15 protein-coding genes and 5 tRNA genes are annotated in these 18,371 nt (G+C 60.2%); 16 read left to right on the top strand and 4 right to left on the bottom strand.

The features are described from left to right. The first annotated feature begins 65 nt into the window (after positions 1 to 65). The 9 genes from gyrB (at position 66) to typA (ending at position 9,105) form a co-directional block, all read left to right on the top strand. On the top strand, positions 66 to 2,096 hold the full coding sequence (gyrB, locus tag ACTQXI_RS04810) for a DNA topoisomerase (ATP-hydrolyzing) subunit B (RefSeq protein ID WP_441048774.1): 2,031 nt from the start codon (positions 66 to 68) through the stop codon (positions 2,094 to 2,096). A 185-nt stretch (positions 2,097 to 2,281) separates the two neighbouring features. Next, positions 2,282 to 4,993 (top strand): DNA gyrase subunit A, encoded by a 2,712-nt coding sequence (gene gyrA, locus ACTQXI_RS04805; RefSeq protein WP_441548403.1) that lies wholly within the window; start codon positions 2,282 to 2,284, stop codon positions 4,991 to 4,993. A gap of 298 nt (positions 4,994 to 5,291) precedes the next feature. Then, positions 5,292 to 5,368, top strand: a tRNA-Ile gene (locus tag ACTQXI_RS04800). Positions 5,369 to 5,435: 67 nt separating this feature from the next. Next, positions 5,436 to 5,511, top strand: a tRNA-Ala gene (locus ACTQXI_RS04795). Positions 5,512 to 5,515: 4 nt separating this feature from the next. Further along, positions 5,516 to 5,592 (top strand) — tRNA-Ile (locus ACTQXI_RS04790). A gap of 186 nt (positions 5,593 to 5,778) precedes the next feature. After that, on the top strand, positions 5,779 to 6,279 hold the full coding sequence (locus ACTQXI_RS04785; protein ID WP_427748159.1) for a bifunctional nuclease family protein: 501 nt from the start codon (positions 5,779 to 5,781) through the stop codon (positions 6,277 to 6,279). A gap of 33 nt (positions 6,280 to 6,312) precedes the next feature. Further along, complete coding sequence (locus ACTQXI_RS04780; protein WP_441548391.1) at positions 6,313 to 6,669, top strand: hypothetical protein; 357 nt, start codon at positions 6,313 to 6,315, stop codon at positions 6,667 to 6,669. Between the two features lie 30 nt (positions 6,670 to 6,699). Next, complete coding sequence (locus tag ACTQXI_RS04775) at positions 6,700 to 7,149, top strand: hypothetical protein (protein ID WP_154516767.1); 450 nt, start codon at positions 6,700 to 6,702, stop codon at positions 7,147 to 7,149. 117 nt (positions 7,150 to 7,266) lie between these two features. After that, positions 7,267 to 9,105: a translational GTPase TypA gene (gene typA / locus ACTQXI_RS04770; RefSeq protein ID WP_154516764.1), complete on the top strand. Its 1,839-nt coding sequence runs from the start codon at positions 7,267 to 7,269 to the stop codon at positions 9,103 to 9,105. A 104-nt stretch (positions 9,106 to 9,209) separates the two neighbouring features. Here the strand turns inward: typA and ACTQXI_RS04765 are convergent, their stop codons facing one another. The 4 genes from ACTQXI_RS04765 to ACTQXI_RS04750 all read right to left on the bottom strand — a co-directional run bounded on the left by ACTQXI_RS04765 (position 9,210) and on the right by ACTQXI_RS04750 (position 11,760). Then, on the bottom strand, positions 9,210 to 10,355 hold the full coding sequence (locus ACTQXI_RS04765) for a polymer-forming cytoskeletal protein (protein WP_441048772.1): 1,146 nt from the start codon (positions 10,353 to 10,355) through the stop codon (positions 9,210 to 9,212). Positions 10,356 to 10,539: 184 nt separating this feature from the next. Further along, complete coding sequence (locus tag ACTQXI_RS04760; protein WP_229770653.1) at positions 10,540 to 11,229, bottom strand: trimeric intracellular cation channel family protein; 690 nt, start codon at positions 11,227 to 11,229, stop codon at positions 10,540 to 10,542. Positions 11,230 to 11,530: 301 nt separating this feature from the next. Further along, a tRNA-Ser gene (locus tag ACTQXI_RS04755) sits at positions 11,531 to 11,621 on the bottom strand. Positions 11,622 to 11,669: 48 nt separating this feature from the next. Continuing rightward, a tRNA-Ser gene (locus ACTQXI_RS04750) sits at positions 11,670 to 11,760 on the bottom strand. 493 nt (positions 11,761 to 12,253) lie between these two features. Here ACTQXI_RS04750 and rpsF point away from each other — a divergent pair. The 7 genes from rpsF to purD all read left to right on the top strand — a co-directional run bounded on the left by rpsF (position 12,254) and on the right by purD (position 18,364). Further along, entirely contained in the window at positions 12,254 to 12,547 is a 294-nt protein-coding gene (gene rpsF / locus ACTQXI_RS04745) for a 30S ribosomal protein S6 (protein ID WP_006235831.1), read from the top strand. Positions 12,548 to 12,595: 48 nt separating this feature from the next. Continuing rightward, positions 12,596 to 13,048: a single-stranded DNA-binding protein gene (locus tag ACTQXI_RS04740; protein ID WP_006235830.1), complete on the top strand. Its 453-nt coding sequence runs from the start codon at positions 12,596 to 12,598 to the stop codon at positions 13,046 to 13,048. Positions 13,049 to 13,120: 72 nt separating this feature from the next. Further along, a complete protein-coding gene (gene rpsR / locus ACTQXI_RS04735) occupies positions 13,121 to 13,387 on the top strand; it encodes a 30S ribosomal protein S18 (RefSeq protein ID WP_006235829.1) in 267 nt (88 codons plus the stop codon). Between the two features lie 15 nt (positions 13,388 to 13,402). Further along, on the top strand, positions 13,403 to 13,942 hold the full coding sequence (gene rplI, locus ACTQXI_RS04730) for a 50S ribosomal protein L9 (protein ID WP_441048771.1): 540 nt from the start codon (positions 13,403 to 13,405) through the stop codon (positions 13,940 to 13,942). A gap of 220 nt (positions 13,943 to 14,162) precedes the next feature. Beyond that, the gene (dnaB, locus tag ACTQXI_RS04725; RefSeq protein ID WP_427718155.1) at positions 14,163 to 15,560 is read left to right on the top strand and encodes a replicative DNA helicase; all 1,398 of its coding nucleotides are present in this window, start codon (positions 14,163 to 14,165) and stop codon (positions 15,558 to 15,560) included. A gap of 92 nt (positions 15,561 to 15,652) precedes the next feature. Next, positions 15,653 to 16,939, top strand: coding sequence for an adenylosuccinate synthase (locus tag ACTQXI_RS04720; RefSeq protein ID WP_427717940.1), 1,287 nt, complete (start codon positions 15,653 to 15,655; stop codon positions 16,937 to 16,939). A gap of 120 nt (positions 16,940 to 17,059) precedes the next feature. Beyond that, positions 17,060 to 18,364 carry a phosphoribosylamine--glycine ligase gene (gene purD, locus ACTQXI_RS04715; RefSeq protein ID WP_441048770.1) on the top strand — a complete coding sequence of 435 codons (1,305 nt, stop codon included), beginning with the start codon at positions 17,060 to 17,062 and terminating at the stop codon, positions 18,362 to 18,364. Positions 18,365 to 18,371: the final 7 nt, after the last annotated feature.

The following is an 18,371-nucleotide window of genomic DNA, read 5'->3' as shown; positions in this document are numbered from 1 at the left end:
TCCGAGGGTATTTTTTACGATAAAATAGTAAGGCTATACAGATTTTCTTAACCGAAGGAGGACGTGTGGCAAACGAAAACGATTACGATGGCGGCGAAATTAAGATCCTCGAGGGTCTCGAAGCCGTCCGTAAGCGCCCGGGCATGTATATCGGCTCGACGAGCGCCAGCGGTCTGCACCACCTGGTGTGGGAGATCGTTGACAACTCCGTCGACGAGGCCATGGCCGGTTTCTGCACCGAGATTCAGGTGACGGTCCACGCCGACAACTCCATTACGGTCGTCGATAACGGGCGCGGCATCCCCGTCGACGAGCATCCTGTCAAAAAGATTCCGACGCTCGAGGTCGTCATGACGATCCTTCACGCCGGCGGTAAGTTCGATAACTCGGCCTATAAGGTTTCCGGCGGCCTGCACGGCGTGGGCATCTCCGTTGTCAACGCCCTGTCCAAGCGCGTGGTCGTACAGGTGCGCCGCGACGGCAATATCTACGAGATGGAATTCTCGCGCGGCAAGACCGTCAAGAAGATGGAGGTCGTGGGCGCCTCGGATTCGACGGGCACCACCGTCTCCTTCTGGCCCGACGACGAGATCTTCGAGACCTGCGTCTACGATTTCGATACACTGCACAATCGTCTGCAAGAGACGGCGTTTCTCAACAAGAACCTCAAGATCGTGCTGACTGACGAGCGTGAGGCGGCTCCCCGCGTGGAGGAGTTTTGCTACGAGGGCGGCATCATCGACTTCGTCAAGTTCCTCAACGACGGCAAGGACGTCCCCGAGGCCTTTAAGGAGCCCATCTACATTGAGGGCAAATCGGACCCGGATGCGCCCGTGGCCAAGATGGGCGAGGTCGAGGTGTCCCTGCAGTGGAACGCCGGTTATGGCGAGAACGTCATGTCGTTTGCCAACGACATCTACACCCCCGAGGGCGGCATGCACCTCGAGGGCTTCCGCACCGCCCTCACCCGCGTGATTAACGATTACGCCCGCAAGCAGAACCTGCTTAAGGAGAAAGAGGCCAACCTGAGCGGTGACGACGTGCGCGAGGGTCTCTCGGCCGTCATCTCGGTCAAGCTGCCCGATCCGCAGTTTGAGGGCCAGACCAAGGCCAAGCTCGGTAGTTCCTACATGCGCGCGCTTACGCTCAAGATCGTGACCGACGGTCTTGCCGACTACCTTGAGGAGCACCCCAAGCCCGCCCGCGAGATCGTCAAGAAGGCGCAGCAGGCCTGCAAGGCCCGCAACGCCGCCCGCAAGGCGCGCGAGGCGACCCGTCGCAAGAGCCTGCTCGAGACGGCGTCGCTGCCCGGCAAACTCGCCGACTGCTCGGTGCGCGATGCCGAGCTGACCGAGCTCTTCATCGTAGAGGGCGACTCGGCAGGCGGTTCGGCCAAGGACGGCCGTCGCCGAGACATCCAGGCGATTCTGCCCCTGCGCGGCAAGATTCTGAACGTCGAGCGCGTGGGCGACCATCGTGCGTTCTCGAGCGACACCATCCAGTCGCTGATCACCGCGATCGGTTGCGGCGTCACGACGAGCGCCGGCGACGGCGGCGACTTCGATATCACCAAGGCGCGCTACCACAAGATCATCATCATGACCGATGCAGATGTCGACGGTGCGCATATCCGCATCCTGCTGCTGACGTTCTTCTACAAGTACATGCGTCCGCTGATCGATGCCGGCTATGTCTATGTTGCCTGCCCGCCCATCTTTGGCATTAAGGTGCGCAACAAGATCCACTACGTGTATCCCAACGGCCGACAGCCCGAAGACGAGATACTGCGCGACACCATTCAGAGCCTGGGCCTGAACCCCGACGACAACGACGAGGACGGCAAGGCCAAGGATGGCAAGATCACCAAGAAGCGCAAGGGCTATACCGTCCAGCGCTACAAGGGCCTGGGTGAGATGGACCCCAAGCAGCTTGCCTCGACGACGATGGACCCCAAGACCCGCATTTTGCAGCGCGTGACGATCGAGGATGCCGTGGTGGCGGACCGTGCCGTACGCGAGCTCATGGGTTCCGAGGTGGGCTATCGCCGCGAGTACATTGAAAAACACGCGCATGATGCACGCTTCTTAGATGCCTAACCTGTTCGGCTTTCCCAGCCACCGCACCTTCGCCCTCAATCGTCGGTTGCGTACCCAAGTACGCTTCCCTCTTCTTTCGGGCGAATCTGCGGCACCTGGAAAAGCTGTCTCCGTGGTAGGGAACTAATGGACCACGCAAACCATGAGGAGGTAACGTGGCAGACGATATCAACAACAACGAGGGTATGGACGAGGCCGGCGACGCCGGTATGCCCGATGATCTGAAGCGCCTGCTCGCCCGCGCCGAGCAGGGCGAGGACGGCGATCCGGATTCCTACAACCCCGATGTCGAGGATGAAGAGGAAGAGGATGACGACGCCGAGCTCGAGGAGAGCTTTGGCGCGGTCGATCGCGGTGCCTCGGCCGGCGAGGACATCAACGGCGGCCAGCTCCAGATTTCGGAGTTTGGCCGCGAGATGAAGCAGTCGTTTATCGAGTACTCGATGTCGGTCATTACGGCACGCGCCCTGCCGGACGTGCGCGACGGCTTAAAGCCGGTGCACCGCCGCATCCTGTACGCCATGAACGAGAGCGGCATCTACCCCAACCGCCCGCACAAGAAGTCGGCCTGGACGGTCGGCGAAGTTATCGGTAAGTACCACCCCCACGGCGACTCCGCGGTCTATGAGACCATGGTTCGTCTGGCGCAGTGGTTCTCCATGCGCACGCCGCTTATCGACGGCCACGGCAACTTTGGCAACATCGACGGCGACGGTGCCGCAGCTATGCGTTACACCGAGAGCCGTCTGGCAAAGCCCGCCATGGAGCTGCTCCGCGACCTGCAGAAGGATACCGTCGACTGGCAGCCCAACTACGACGAGTCGCTCGCCGAGCCCGTGGTACTGCCCGCACGCTTCCCCAACCTGCTGGTTAACGGCAGCCAAGGCATCGCTGTAGGCATGGCCACCAATATCGCCCCGCATAACCTCACCGAGGCGATCGAGGCCACCTGCTACCTGATCGACAACCCCGACGCCACCGTCGACGAGCTCATGCAGATTATGCCCGGCCCGGACTTTCCCACCGGTGCCATCATCATGGGTAGCGCCGGCATTAGGCAGAGCTACGAGACCGGCCGCGGTTCCATCACCGTGCGCGCCAAGGCCCATGTGGAGTCCACCAAGACTGGCCGCAGCCGCCTGGTCTTTACCGAGATTCCCTACATGGTCAACAAGGGCACCCTTCAGGAGAAAATCGCCCAGCTCGTAAACGACAAGCGCATCGAGGGCATCTCGGACATGCGCGACGAGTCCAACCAAAAGGGCATCCGTCTGGTCATTGAGCTCAAGAAGGGCGTTATCCCGCAGGTCGTACTTAACAACCTGTATAAGTACACCTCGCTGCAGACCACCTTTGGTGCCAACAATCTGGCGCTCGTCAATGGCGTTCCTAAATGCCTGAGCCTGCGCGAGATGCTGCAACACTACATCGACCACCAGGTCGACGTAGTCACCCGCCGCACCCACTTTGACCTTAAAAAGGCCCAGGCCCGTGCACATATCCTTGAGGGCTACCTTATGGCCCTCGACCATATCGACGAGGTCATTAGCATCATCCGCTCCTCGCAGACCGATGCCGAGGCCAGCAGCCGCCTGATTGAGCGTTTTGGCTTTACGCCCGAGCAGACCACGGCCATCCTCGAGATGAAGCTGCGTCGCCTGACCGGCCTGGAGCGCGACAAGATCCAGGAAGAGCTGGACGGCCTGCGCCGTGCTATCGCCTACTACGAGGACCTGCTGACGCACGAGGAGAAGATTCTGGGCGTCATCAAGGAAGAGATGCGTGAGATCTCCAAGAAGTTTGGCGACAAGCGCCGTACCGAGATCAGCCAGGTCGAGAAGGATCTGGACGTCGAGGACCTCATCGCCGACGAGGACATGGTCGTGACCATCACCCACACCGGCTATGTGAAGCGTATCCCGGTGGCCGCTTACCGCGCCCAGAAGCGCGGCGGCAAGGGCGTGTCGGGCGTCAACCTTAAAGAGGACGACGTTATCGACGAGATGTTTATCGCGTCCACCCACGAGTATGTGCTGTTCTTCTCGAGCAAGGGCAAGGTCTATCGTCTGAAGGTGCACGAGCTGCCGGTTGGTACGCGCCAGGCGCGCGGCACCGCAATCGTCAACCTGCTTCCCTTTGAGGAAGGCGAGAAGATCGCGAGCGTCATTAGCTGTCGTAAGTTCCCCGCCGATGAGTACCTGATGTTTGCCACCAAGAACGGCATGGTCAAGAAGACCGTGATGAGCGCCTATGATCGCAGCCGCCGCGATGGACTCATCGCCATCAACCTGAGGGACGATGACGCGCTGCTCGCCGTGCGCCGCGTACGCGAGGGCGACAAGATCATTATGGCCACCACTGCGGGCAAGGCGATTATGTTCCCCGAGGACCAGGTTCGCGCTACCGGCCGCGACACCAGCGGTGTCCGCGGCATTGGCATGAAGGACGGCGTGAGTGTCCTGGGCATGGAGGTCACCAACGGCGAGGGCGACCTGTTTGTCATTACCGAGTGCGGCTACGGCAAGCGCACGCCGGTCTCGGATTATCCGGAGCAAAACCGCGGCGGCCAGGGTGTCTACACCATCCAAATGACCGAGCGCAAGGGCAACCTTGCGGCCATGAAGGCGGTCGGCCCGCAGCATGAGCTGTTTATCGTGACGGAGGGCGCGACGGTCATTCGCGTCAAGACCGACGAGATCAGCCAGACCGGTCGAACCACGCAGGGTGTCAAGATGATGACTGTAAGCGATGACGACCGTGTGTGCGCCGTTGCCCGCATGACGGCCGCCGAAGAGAAGCCCGAGGGCGAAAGTGCCGAGACCGCAGACGTCACCGAAGAGGCCCCAGTCGACCCAGGCGACGGCAACGACATACCAGAGGATCTCCTAGACGAGTAAGAGGCCCTAGCTGGTAAAAATCATCAGACCCCATATATCGGCGGTCGGCGCACCTGCGCGCCGACCGCTTTTTTGAAAACCTTGGGACCCCATGGTCGCTGGGCTGGCGAGATAGTGTTGGTTTGTTGCGAGTTCCGCACGCAAAGAAGGCCACTTAATGTGGCCTTCGTCTTGCGCAGGACTGCCCGAGCAGCAAACCAACACTATCTCGCCAGCCCAGCGACCACCCCTCCCAAAGATTTTCAAAAAAGTTGTTGACGCGCGCGTAACGACTCGTCTAATATATCCCTTGCGCGATGGACCTGTAGCTCAGTTGGTTAGAGCGTCCGGCTGATAACCGGGAGGTCACAAGTTCGAATCTTGTCAGGTCCACCACTTTCTTTCGCAATAAACACCCCAGCGAGAGCCGAGTCGCCGCTGGGGTGTTTATTACTGTCTCCGTGGGGGTTTAGCTCAGCTGGGAGAGCGCGGGCTTTGCAAGCCTGAGGTCAGGGGTTCGATCCCCCTAACCTCCACCATGATGGACCTGTAGCTCAGTTGGTTAGAGCGTCCGGCTGATAACCGGGAGGTCACAAGTTCGAATCTTGTCAGGTCCACCATCAAAACGTTAAGAGCCCTGGGGTATTGCCTCGGGGCTTTTTTCTAATCCAACAAAAGTAGTCAAAATAGCCCCGTCCCAAATTAACTACTTTGATTTTGTGTGCGGTGCGAAAGTTTGGGTAGTATAGCTATTCAATGCGGCGGAGCTGCCGCGCATGCCAATAACAACGTACCGGAGGTGTTCCATGGTTCGTGTCGACATAGAGACCATCGTCATGGCCGCCGGTCCCGTGCCATCGCTGATCGTCTTGCGCGAGCGTTGCCGTAAGTCGGATTCGTCCGCGCCGCTGCGCTCTCTTTCCATCCAGACCGGTTCCTACGAGGCAGCGGCCATCAGCCGCGGTATCGATACCGGCCGCACCGATCGCCCCATCACCCACGATCTTTTGCTCGATACCATCGAAGTGGTGGGAGCGAAGATCGAGCGTATCGAGATCGTGCGCGCCGAGCCGCCGGTGTTCTACGCGACGGTCGTCGTGCACACCGATAGGGGCGAGCGTATGCTTGACGCACGACCGAGCGACGCTATCGCCCTTGCCGTGCGCAGCAATGCCCCCATGTTTGTGGAGGACGACATCATGAATCGCTTGGGCACCGTCTCTCCGCTTGCCGACGAGGTTGACGACGAGAGTGAGTTCGAGAAGTTTGACGAGTTTGTCCACACGCTCTCGCCCGATGATTTCTAAATGTCGGTTGAGCACGATGCACGGCGAGCGCTGATGGGTACCAGTGTGTCGACCGAAGCAGCCGCTATCGCGCGTGAGGCCCATATGCGCGCCGAGGCATTTGAGGCCGCGCGCATTGCGTATGTGACGCAGGCTCGCACCCTTCGCGAGCGCCGTGACTCCTATATCAAGATGGTTGTTGTCTCCGCGCTTGCCGCGGTAATCTTGTCGCGGCTTCGTGGTACAGTTGGTGCGCTTGGGTTTTCGATTTCGACGGGCCTGGTGATCTGGGGAGTGGTCGATGCGGTAATGCTGACCAACCAGATCAAGGTGCTCGACAAGCGCGCGGCGGATATGGTTCGCGCCCGTGACGCTGCCGCCAGAATCGCGGCCGAGGCACAGGAGTTATAACGACGCCGAATGCGATGGGAAGGTCAAAAGATGGCACAGGATATGCAGGACGCCGGTAACGTCTCCGCCGAGCTCGACGCCATGGTGTGCGATCTGATCGGTGCGTTTTTGGACGACCTTGCCGCCGGTGAAAACCCGGGCGTTGTCGTGGCGATCGAGGATGCCGCCTCCAACCGCTATCTTGCGGCTCTCGACGAGGACGGTGAGGAGGCATGCCTGGAGGCTGCCACCAACTTTATCTCCGAGCACAAGATGGGTCTCAAGGACGAAGGCCTGGGCCGCATCGCCCGCTATGCCATCGGCTACACCGGCTGTGTAGAGATCGAGGGCGGATATCACGACGCTTTGCTCGTTAGCTTCTTCGAGACCACGCTCGAGAGCGGTTTTTCGGCATATGTGCTGTACGAGGGCATGGGCGCCGGCGATGGTTTTATGTGGAGCGACCCTGAACCTGCAGGTGAGGAAACCCCTCTCATCTAGAATCGCTAAAATAAACGAGTTTTCGGTAAAAGGCTCAATATTCCCGCCGAGCGTTGTGTTGCTGGACGGGTCGCATACGCGTGCCGTTTGTATATAGATAGAAGATAGGGGAACTACATGCGCGTAGACAATCTGAGGAACATCGCCATTATCGCCCACGTCGACCACGGTAAGACGACGATGGTCGACAAGCTCCTGCGTGCCACGGACGCCTTCCGTGCCAACCAGCAGGTAGAGGATCGCGTCCTGGACTCCAACGACCAGGAGCGCGAGCGCGGCATCACGATTCTCGCCAAGAACATCTCTATCGAGTACAAGGACGTTAAGATCAACGTCATCGACACCCCGGGCCACGCCGACTTTGGCGGTGAGGTCGAGCGCGTGCTGCGCATGGCCGACGGCGCTCTGCTGCTGGTCGACGCCTTTGAGGGCCCCATGCCCCAGACCCGCTTTGTCCTACGTCACGCCATCGACACCGGCCTTAAGATCATGATCGTCATCAACAAGATCGACCGTCCGGGCGCCAACCCCGAGAAGGCCTATAACGACTGTCTGGACCTTATGGCCGACCTGGGCGCCACCGACGACCAGCTCGAGTTTGCCATGGAGCACGTGGTCTATGCCAGCGCCATGAATGGCTTTGCCCGCCTTGACCCCAACGACGGCAACATGGACATGTACCCGCTGCTCGACATGATCATCGACGACATGCCCGCGCCCGAGGTTGACGAGACCGCGCCGCTCGCTATGCAGTGCGTGACCATCGACCACTCCAACTTTGTCGGCCGCATCGGCATTGGCCGTGTGTACTCCGGCACCATTCGCCAGGGCGATCAGATCCTGGTCGTCAAGAACGACGGTTCCAGCGCCACCGCTACCGTCAAGCAGCTCTTTACCTTCGACTACCTGGGCCGCACCGAGTGCCAGGAAGTCGGCGCCGGCGACATTGCCGCCGTCGTGGGTATCGAGCGCACCGACATCGGCGATGTCTACACCGATCCCGAGAACCCCGTCGAGCTCGAGCCTATCGAGATCGATCCGCCGACCCTGTCCATCGTCTTCGAGGCTTCGACCTCTCCGCTCGTCGGCCGCGATGGCGACATTGTGGGCGCTCGTCAGCTCAAGGAGCGCCTGTTCAATGAGGCCGAGAACAATGTGACCATGAAGATTGAGGAGCTCGAGGACAAGAGCGGCGTCGAGGTCTCGGGCCGCGGCATTCTGCACCTGTCCGTCCTGATGGAGTCCATGCGTCGCGAGGGCTTTGAGTTCCAGGTCGGCCGTCCCCGCGTTCTGTTTAAGAAGGATGAGAACGGCAACAAGATGGAGCCCGTCGAGCAGGCTGTCGTCGAGTGCCCGGACGAGTACTCGGGCAAGGTCGTCGAGGTCTTTGGCACCTCTGGCGGCATTATGACCAGCATGGACACCTCGGGCATCGTGACGCACCTTGAGTTTAAGATCCCGACCCGCGGCATCATGGGCCTTAAGAACCGCATCATGAACGTCACTCACGGCGAGGGCGTGTTCTATCACACCTTCCTGGAGTACGGTCCTTACGCCGGCGAGATCGGCAACCGTCAGAACGGCGCCATGATCTCCATGACCACCGAGAAGGCCGTTGCCTACGCTCTGGGCACGCTGCAGGAGCGCGGCCAGCTGTTTGTTGAGCCGGGTGTCGAGTGCTACGAGGGCATGATCGTGGGCGAGCGCAGCAAGGCCGGCGACATGGTCGTCAACATCGCCCGTACCAAGAACCTGGGCAACCAGCGTTCCTCGACCTCCGATATCTCCGTGCAGCTGGTGCCGCCTCGCACCTTCTCGCTGGAGGAGGCGCTGGAGTACATCGCCGATGACGAACTGGTGGAGATCACCCCCAAGAACATCCGTCTGCGCAAGCGTCTGCTCAACGCCACCGATCGCAAGAAGGCTGCCGTTCGCGCCGGTCAGGTCAACAAATAAGCGCTGAGCTCTGTAGCATTCACAAGAAAGGGCGTCGACCGTCGCGGCCGGCGCCCTTTTTGTACTACCACAAAGAGGAAGGAAACCTTTGCGGTGGTTGGCGGTTAGGCGGAGGGAAGGCCCGGGGTGTTGGGGGCCTGTTGCGGCTTGACGTGGGCGTTGCGCCAGATGATCTGAATGAGATAGCCCAGCATAAAGACGAAGGCTACGCCGCTGATAAAGTTGCCCATAAGGGGAAGTGCTGTAAGGGCGCCGGCGATGGCGCCGCCCACGGCGGCCATGGCGTAGCGGTTCTGGCTGTGCCCGACCATGCGTGCGACCGCGGTGCCCGCAAAGGACGCCGAGACCAGGGCGATGCCGATGACGCCGCACATCAGGGCTCCGGCGAGCGACAGGCCGGCAATAGAGATGATGAGCAGCAAGATGGCGGGAACGGCGGCTACCGTGCCCAAAAGACCGCTCACCCACAGCGGGACGGGGTGCTGGTGAAGCATGCCGGCCGCGCTGGCTGTTGCACGCGGAAAGACGAGCTCAAGGAGAATCGCGACAAAGCAGGTGGAAAGAGCTGCGGCAACGATGCCGCCGATGACGTCGTTGATGGTGGAGGTGTCTTCGTTCTCGGTGCGGTCGATCTTGAGGGCTCCCACTTTGGCGCCGTCGGCGCGTTCGGGATCCTGTGAGACATGAGCGTTTACGGTGCCGGTGATGTTGGCGTTTTTGCCGAGCACCAGCTTGTCGGCCCAGACCTCAACATCGCCATCGACAGTGCCGTCGATGGTTACCGTACTGCCCGCGAGCACTGCCGACTTGGCGGAGCCGCGCAGGGCAACCGTCTCACCTGCGGCATAGAAGCAATTGGCGGTACTGCCGGAGTTAAGTACGACGTGCTGAGCGGCAACTGTCACGCTTCCATCAATGGTGGTCTTGGCGATATCGATGGTGCGCGCCGCCAGGCGAACGGCGCCGCCTACGGTGCAGTCGCGAATCGACAGGCTTTCGCCGGCGGCGATGATATCGCGGTCGATGGACGCGTCGTCCAGGCTAAGGCTTTGACCGGCCCAGTACAGATCGCCCCCGACGCCGGATGGACTGGAATCCCCGTCGGACACGAAAACATTGCCCGCGGTGTCGGTGCCGGCGAATGCCATGGAAGGCAGCGCGGTAAACGCCAGCGCGATAAGCGCGAAGGCCATAATGAGGTGTCCGCGCATGTTGTGACGTTGCGCCGCCGCGGGTTGGTTGTGAGGCATGGTGAATCCTTTGCTTGGTGATTTGCATACGACCAATATGGTACCCATTGCGCCTTCGCTCTAAAAGAAACTCGCGGTTGCAGTATTCTGCATGGGCAATTGCCTACGTAAGGCGTCGCGGGATATCGGGCCTGCGGCCGGTTGTAGATAGGCTGTCACCTTGCGATGGGCCGGGCCGTGCAATCTATTTTTTACGATGTAGGAAACGCGCGATATCGTCCTCGGTGGGGCTTTTGATGTCAAAGCGCAGCGAGAGCCAGCGCAGGCCCATGGTCACTGCGACGCAAACGACCAGCGCGACGACATTGCTGACCAAGCCGCTCATGACAAGGCAAACATAGCTTGCCGATCCAGCGATAGCCGCGATGGCATAGAAGTTGGTGCGCTGGAAAATACCCGGCACCACGCCCATAAAACCATCGCGCAGCATGCCGCCGCCTACCGCGGTAAAAAAGCCCATCATGATGCACACGACCGGTGCAAATCCGTACACGAGCGCCTTATCTGCGCCGGTTGCCGCATAAATACCCACCGAGATGATGTCGAGCAGGGGGATGAGCTTGTCGGGCTTGTCGACGATGGCAGGGAAGATGTAGATGATGGCCGCCGTGGCGATGGACAGCGGCAGCGCCATGGGCTGGTTAAGGATGTAGACGTTGCCCACCTGGAGCGTCATATCGCGCAAAAGACCGCCGCCCAGACCGCAGACCACGGCGAGCGCGACGGCGCCCACCAGATCGAGTTTGTGCTCGCGCGCAACCAGTACACCCGAAATCGATGCCGCGACGACAGCGAACATCTCGAGCCAAAACGGGATGGCAACCATGGCATCCGAGGCGTGTGCGGTAACGATTACAGTGGCGATGACGGGCAAGGTGGGTTCCTTTGGGTAGTTGGATTGGAAAATGCCCGTACATAGTACATGGTTGTGGGAGGTCGTGACCCCATTGCTCGGTAAACGGTCGGAACTGGGCGCGGTCACAGGTTCCAAACATGTACATCAGCATCCAAAAACGACATTTTTTTGACATCTTTGGAGGGTGATGTACATGTTTGGAGATCTGGGTTGGTGTTGAACGCCCTGGCGGGTTCGAACCCCTCCTCCGCCGCCGTATTTGTCTGTAAGGGAATCAAAACAAAAAAGCTCCCTTTGTTGGGAGCTTTCTCAACCAAAATGGCGGAGGAGGAGGGATTCGAACCCTCGTGACCTTATACAGGCCAAACGGTTTTCGAGACCGCCGCATTCAACCACTCTGCCACCCCTCCGCGTGGGGTAAAAACAAAGCAGGCACAAAGGCCTGCTTTGGAATTAACTGGCGGAGAGTCAGGGATTTGAACCCTGGAGACGCTTTTGACGCCTACACGATTTCCAATCGTGCTCCTTCGGCCACTCGGACAACTCTCCGTTAAATGCGAAAGTCAGTATACACGAGGAATCGCAAAGTGCAAACCAAAAACTTGGCATTTTTTAAATTGCATCGCTCCGTCGTTTGCCCAACCGTGCCGAAACCAATCGATGACCTGCGTAATCGGCCCAGGCGAACTGTTCAAATGAGGTAGTTACGGACGGTCGGGAATCAAGTTTAATAATTCAAAATGTCGCGTTGTACCGCTGGTATGCATTTTGCGACCGCAGCCATGCTGCGAGCGACTTGCGGTTATCTGGCAGAAAGTCGGTATGTACCCGCCCTTGTCCTCAAATCCGTCAAGCTCTTGGACAGCATTTGGTTGGAATATGCAAGAAAGGCCGTGCGAGTATGGGCATATGTGGAGGTCATGAGGTTGTAGCTGCATATTCTTGCAGCCTGGGAGGTTGAAAGATACTATTACCAAGTCTTTTCCTGCTTCAGGCGCACCTTCACGACCTGAAGCCACATTTGTCCAGAGGAGGTGACAATATGAAGGCTTATGAACTGCTGTTCTTTGTTGACCCGTCGCTCGACCCCGAGACTCGTCTCGCTGTTATGAAGCGTATCGATACCACGATCGCTGAGGGCGCTGGCAAGGTCGACTCCGTTGACGAGTGGGGCAAGCGCAAGCTCGCCTACGAGATCAACGACCTCACCGATGGTGACTACACCCTCATCAACTTCCACGCAGATCCTACCCAGATCGCCGAGCTTGATCGCGTCCTGCGCATCACCGACGCTGTGGTCCGCCACATGATCGTCCGTCGCGACGACCAGGAGTAAGACTGTCGTTTTGGACTGGGCTTGTGCCCCAAGAGGAAGTAGTGAGTAATGAGCATCAATCGAGTGAACATCACCGGTAACCTCACCCGCGATCCCGAGCTGCGCGCCACTGCCGGCGGAACCCAGGTTCTGTCCTTTGGCGTCGCCGTGAACGATCGCCGCCGCAATGCGCAGACTGGCGAGTGGGAGGACTATCCCAACTTTGTCGACTGCACTATGTTCGGCACCCGCGCCGAGGCCGTGAGCCGTTTCCTGGCAAAGGGAAACAAGGTCGCGATCGAGGGCAAGCTGCGCTACAGCTCTTGGGAGCGCGACGGTCAGCGCAGGAGCAAGCTTGAGGTCATCGTCGATGAGATCGAGTTTATGAGCTCCCGTGGTGGCCAGGGTGGCTACGATCAGGGCGGTTACGCCCCCGCAGCTCCCGCGCCCGCAGCACGTCCTGCCGCACCGGTGGCTACGCCGCCCGCGGTCGACGTCTACGATGAGGACATCCCGTTTTAAGGGTTGTTCACCTATTTTTGAGTGAGAGGCGGCTTCGGTTCGCCGAAGTTGCCAAATGAAAGGTATTTTGACATGGCTAATGATTTTTCTGCACGTCAGCCGCGTCGTAAGTACTGCCAGTTCTGCAAGGAGAACACTGAGTTCATCGACTATAAGGACACTCAGCTTCTCCGTAAGTACATGACCGACCGTGGCAAGATCAAGCCCCGTCGCGTCACTGGCGCTTGCACGCAGCATCAGCATGACATCGCCAACGCCATCAAGCGTGCCCGCGAGATGGCTCTCCTGCCGTACACCGTCCCCGTGGTTTCCTCTCGTGGCAACCGCGACCGCGGCTAAGAAGGGAGACGCATCATGAAGGTTATTCTTCTCGATGAGATCAAGGGCAAGGGCGGCGAGGGTGACGTCGTAGAGGTCGCTCAGGGTTACGCTGAGAACTTCCTGTTCCCCAAGAAGCTCGCTGTTGCCGCCACCAAGGGCAACCTCAAGCAGCTTGACGAGCGTCGCAACAACATCGCCAAGCGCGAGGCCGTCCGTCTGGCTACCGCCAACGAGACCAAGGCTGCCCTCGAGGGCAAGCAGGTCACCGTCGACGTCAAGGTCGGCGACGAGGGCATCCTCTTTGGCTCCGTCACCGCCGCTATGATCGCTGACGCCATCAAGGATCAGCTCGGTATGGACATCGACCGCAAGCGCGTCGAGCTCGGCAAGCCCATCAAGGTTGCCGGTGCCCACACCGTTGCCATCTCGCTGTACCGCGAGATCAAGGCCGAGGTTGTCGTTCTCGTCGGCGTTACCGCCGAGGAGCTCGCTGCCGAGGCTGAGGCCGAGGAGGCCGCTGAGGTCGCCGAGGCCGAGACCGCCGAGGTCGAGACCGAGGCTGCTGCCGAGTAGCATTTGCTGCAACGCAACAATCTTGTTCTAAGAAGGGCGCTCTGGGAGACCGGGGCGCCCTTTTATTTTTTTTGCGCTGAGTGGGTGTCACGTCATACATTGAGATGCAGTCCCACATAAGGGACCGTTCATCCGTTTGGTTCGGTGATGATTGTTAAGGCGCGCCTCGATTTAAAGCTGTGGCTGATACTATGGATGCTCGCAAGCGATATGAATGAGGATGCTCATGGCATATGACGATAGGGAGACATGGCTGACGGTCGAGGACCGCGGCTCCAAGTTGGGTCTCCCCCAAAACCAAGATGCAGAGGCCAACGTGCTGGCCGCCATGCTGCTATCGCCCGAAGTGGTCGAAGAAGCCCAGGTCGAGCTGCAGCCCGATGATTTCTACCGGCCCATTCATAAGACCATCTATACCGCGATGGTCGATATGTACAACAGTCGCATCCCCATCGACTCCATCTCGCTGATCGATTACCTGCGAAGCATCAACAAGCTCGATGCCGTGGGCGGCGAGGCGTACATTTTGGAGCTGATGGGTCAGACCCTGTCGCTCGTCAACTGGCAGCACCATGCCGCCATCGTTCGTCGCGACTCGATGCTGCGTGAGCTGATCGGCGCCACCAACGAGATTAACGCGCTGGCCTATAACGCCCCCACCGATACCAAAGAGGTCGTGGAGCTGGCCGAGAGCAAGCTGCTCAAGGTTACGGCGCGCGAGGTTAAGTCGAGCTACAAGACACTGACCGAGTTTATGGTCGAGGCCTATAACGAGGCCGAGGAAGTGTGCCAGGCCGGTGGCCAGGCAGCGGGCGTTCCCACGGGCTTCCCGTCACTCGACCGCATGCTTATGGGCTTCCGCGAGGGCCAGCTCATCATTATCGGCGCCCGCCCCGCCGTGGGTAAGACCTCGTTCGCTCTAAACCTGGCGCTCAATGCCGCCGCTGCGGGCTACACCGTCGGCTTTTTCTCGCTGGAGATGTCGGGCAAGGAAATTGCCCAGCGCCTGATTTGCGCCTATGCCATGATTTCGATCAGTGATTTTCGCATGGGTCGCATTAGCCCCGAGCAGTGGGCCAATATCAACGAGGCCACGCAGACCTTGTCCAAGCTCGATATTCTGATTGACGATACGCCCGGCACCACGGTGACCGAGATTCGCGCCAAGAGCCGCCGCATGCTCCACAACAAGGAGAAGGCCATCATTATCTTGGACTACCTGCAGCTGGTGAGTCCTCCGCCGGGACGTCGTTCCGAGAGTCGCACCGTCGAGGTCTCCGAGATGTCTCGTGGCTTAAAGATTATGGCCAAGGAACTCAAGATTCCGCTGATCGCGCTGTCTCAGCTGTCGCGTCAGGTCGAATCCCGTACCGGCAAGCGCCCGCAGCTTTCCGACCTGCGCGAATCGGGCTCCATCGAGCAGGACGCCGATATCGTCATGTTCTTGGACCGTTCCGCCGACGAGGCTGAGGCCTCGCGCGACGACCGACCCGACGAGGGCGTCACGCGTATTGTCGTGGCCAAGAACCGCTCGGGCCCGATCGGCGACGTCGACCTGATGTTCCTGCCGGCGTCTACCAAGTTCTATGAGCTTGATGGGGTGCATACCGAGGAGTAGGACAGGCGCCCGTTGCACGGGTATACTGGGAATGTTTTGTGCTTCTGCCCGCCGTGTGGCGCGCAGACAGTCCATGTATGTAAGGAGTAAACATGCCGTCAACCGTTTTGGTCGGTGCCCAGTGGGGCGATGAGGGCAAGGGTAAGATCTGCGACCTGATCGCCGGCGACTTCGATGCCGTCGTGCGCTATTCGGGCGGCAACAACGCCGGCCACACCATCGTTGTCAACGGCAAGAAGTACGGCCTGCACCAGGTGCCCTCCGGCATCATGTACGCCGACCACGTGTCGGTGATTGGCAACGGCTGCGTCGTCAACCCCAAGGTTGTCCTTGAGGAGATCGACATGTTCGAGGCCGATGGCATCACCACCAAGAACCTCAAGATCAGCGGCAACGCACACGTGATCATGCCGTATCACGTCGACCTGGACGGCGCCTTTGAGCAGAAGCTCGGCAAGAAGAGCATCGGTACCACCAAGCGCGGCATTGGCCCGTGCTATCAGGACAAGATGGCTCGTATTGGTCTTCGTATGCAGGACATGCTGGACGAGGAGCTCTTCCGCGACAAGCTGGAAACCGCTCTTGCCCGCGTGAATCCCGAGCTCGAGCTGCTTTACGGCCTGCCCACCTACACCGTGGACCAGATCTGTGAAGAGTACCTGCCCATGGCCGAGCGCCTGCGCCCGTACATCACCGAGACGAGCCTGCTGCTCAACAACATGATCGATGAGGGCAAGACCCTGCTCTTTGAGGGCGCCCAGGCAACATTGCTCGATATCGACCACGGCACCTATCCGTTTGTCACATCTTCTAACTGCACCGCCGGCGGCGCGATCACCGGTTCTGGTGTTGGCATGAAAAACGTCGATCGCGTGCTGGGCGTCATGAAGGCCTACATCACCCGCGTCGGTGCAGGCCCCATGCCCACTGAGCTTTCCTACGAGTCCGAGGCCGGCCATACGCTGACCGAGGAGGGCTATGAGTACGGCGTGACCACCGGTCGCCGTCGCCGCTGCGGCTGGTTTGACGGTCCCATCGCCAACTACGCCTCGCGCGTCAACGGTCTTACCGACATCGCCCTGACCAAGCTCGACGTGCTTTCGGTCTTCGACACCATTAAGGTGTGCGTGGCCTATGACGTCGACGGCGAGCGCTACACCAGCGTGCCCGAGCACCAGGTGCGCTTTGAGCATGCCAAGCCCATCTACGAGGAGCTTCCTGGCTGGAAGTGCGATATCACCGGCTGCCGCAGCTTTGAGGAGCTGCCGCAGGAGGCTCAGGACTACGTGGCATTTGTCGAGGATCTGGCGCACACGCGCGTGACGTTTGTCGGTGTTGGCGCCGGCCGCGAGCAGATCATCAACCGATTCTGGAAGTAATCGGCGTTATTTGGTCATTGCGATATACCCCTTCGCAGCCCGGACGGGCGGCCGAGGGGTATATTTGCTTGTAATGGGCCCGCATGGTTGACGGGCCGTTAATCCATAGAGGAGGCACCCTTGAAGGCGGACACTCAAACCATCGACATCCTGTTGTTGGGCAGCGGCGGCCGCGAGCATGCTTTGGCAGCCAAGCTCGCGGCATCACCGCGCGCCGGCAAGCTCTACATCGCCCCGGGCAACGGCGGCACCGCGAGCTGCGGCGAGAACGTGGTTCTCGACGATTGCGATCCTGCTGCCGTGGCGGCGTTTGCACAGAGCCACGGATGCGGACTCGTGGTGATTGGCCCCGAGGCTCCGCTCGTGGCGGGCGTGGCCGACGCCGTGCGCGCGGCGGGTATTCCCTGCTTTGGCCCGGGTGCCGAGGGTGCTCAGATGGAGGGCTCTAAGCTGTTCTCCAAGCAGCTCATGGAGCGCGCGGGCATTCCGACGGCCGCCTACGGCTCGTTTACCGACGAGGCTTCGGCTCTCGCCTATGTGCGCGAGCAGGGCGCTCCGCTGGTCGTGAAGGCCGACGGTCTTGCCGCGGGCAAGGGCGTTATTGTGGCAACTGAGCTTTCGCAGGCCGAAGAGGCCGTGCGCGAGTGCTTTGGCGGCACCTTTGGCGACGCCGGCAACACCGTGGTTATCGAGGAGATGCTCGTTGGCCCCGAGTGCTCGCTGCTGGCCTTTACCGACGGCAAGACCGTGCGCCCCATGGCCACCTCGCAGGACCACAAGCGCGCGCTTGAGGGCGACCTTGGTCCCAACACGGGCGGCATGGGCGTCTACAGCCCGGTGCCCATCGTGACCGACGATGAGCACGCCACCATGGTGAAGGTCATGGAGCAGACCGTGGCCGAGCTCGCCGCCGAGGGCATCGATTACCGTGGCTGCCTGTACGGCGGCTTTATGCTTACCCCCGCCGGCCCCAAGGTGCTGGAGTTTAACGCCCGCTTTGGCGACCCCGAGACGCAGGTCGTGCTGCCGCGCCTTAAGAACGACCTGGTCGAGGTCATGCTTGCCTGCGCCAACTGCGAGCTCGACCAGATTGAGCTCGATTGGCGTGACGAGTGGGCGGTGGCCGTTGTCCTGACGAGCGCGGGTTATCCCGGCAGCTACGAGAAGGGCAAGGTCATCACCGGCATCGAGGACGCCGAGGCCATGGAGAACGTGACCGTGTATCACGCCGGCACCGCCGTGGTGGACGGCCAGCTCGTGACCAACGGCGGCCGCGTGCTCGCCGTGACCGCGCTGGGCGACACGTTCGAGAACGCTCGCAACCTTGCCTACGAGGCTTGCGAGAAGATCGATTTTGAGGGCAAGACCCTGCGTCACGACATTGGCCTGCGCGCGCTGCGCGGCCGCGACGCCTGGGATGCCTAAAATCCGA

The sequence above is a fragment of the Collinsella sp. LCP19S3_C9 genome (assembly GCF_052121575.1).
GTDB lineage: Bacteria > Actinomycetota > Coriobacteriia > Coriobacteriales > Coriobacteriaceae > Collinsella.
This window is presented reverse-complemented; position numbering and strand designations above follow the sequence as displayed.

Excerpts from the sequence above, each read along its gene's own strand:
- dnaB (WP_427718155.1), top strand. The coding sequence starts at position 14,163 with ATGCTCATGGCATATGACGATAGGGAGACATGGCTGACGGTCGAGGAC.
- rpsR (WP_006235829.1), top strand. The coding sequence starts at position 13,121 with ATGGCTAATGATTTTTCTGCACGTCAGCCGCGTCGTAAGTACTGCCAG.
- rpsF (WP_006235831.1), top strand. The coding sequence starts at position 12,254 with ATGAAGGCTTATGAACTGCTGTTCTTTGTTGACCCGTCGCTCGACCCC.
- gyrA (WP_441548403.1), top strand. The coding sequence starts at position 2,282 with ATGGACGAGGCCGGCGACGCCGGTATGCCCGATGATCTGAAGCGCCTG.
- ACTQXI_RS04740 (WP_006235830.1), top strand. The coding sequence starts at position 12,596 with ATGAGCATCAATCGAGTGAACATCACCGGTAACCTCACCCGCGATCCC.
- ACTQXI_RS04780 (WP_441548391.1), top strand. The coding sequence starts at position 6,313 with ATGGGTACCAGTGTGTCGACCGAAGCAGCCGCTATCGCGCGTGAGGCC.
- rplI (WP_441048771.1), top strand. The coding sequence starts at position 13,403 with ATGAAGGTTATTCTTCTCGATGAGATCAAGGGCAAGGGCGGCGAGGGT.
- ACTQXI_RS04765 (WP_441048772.1), bottom strand. The coding sequence starts at position 10,355 with ATGCCTCACAACCAACCCGCGGCGGCGCAACGTCACAACATGCGCGGA.
- ACTQXI_RS04720 (WP_427717940.1), top strand. The coding sequence starts at position 15,653 with ATGCCGTCAACCGTTTTGGTCGGTGCCCAGTGGGGCGATGAGGGCAAG.
- ACTQXI_RS04785 (WP_427748159.1), top strand. The coding sequence starts at position 5,779 with ATGGTTCGTGTCGACATAGAGACCATCGTCATGGCCGCCGGTCCCGTG.
- ACTQXI_RS04775 (WP_154516767.1), top strand. The coding sequence starts at position 6,700 with ATGGCACAGGATATGCAGGACGCCGGTAACGTCTCCGCCGAGCTCGAC.
- typA (WP_154516764.1), top strand. The coding sequence starts at position 7,267 with ATGCGCGTAGACAATCTGAGGAACATCGCCATTATCGCCCACGTCGAC.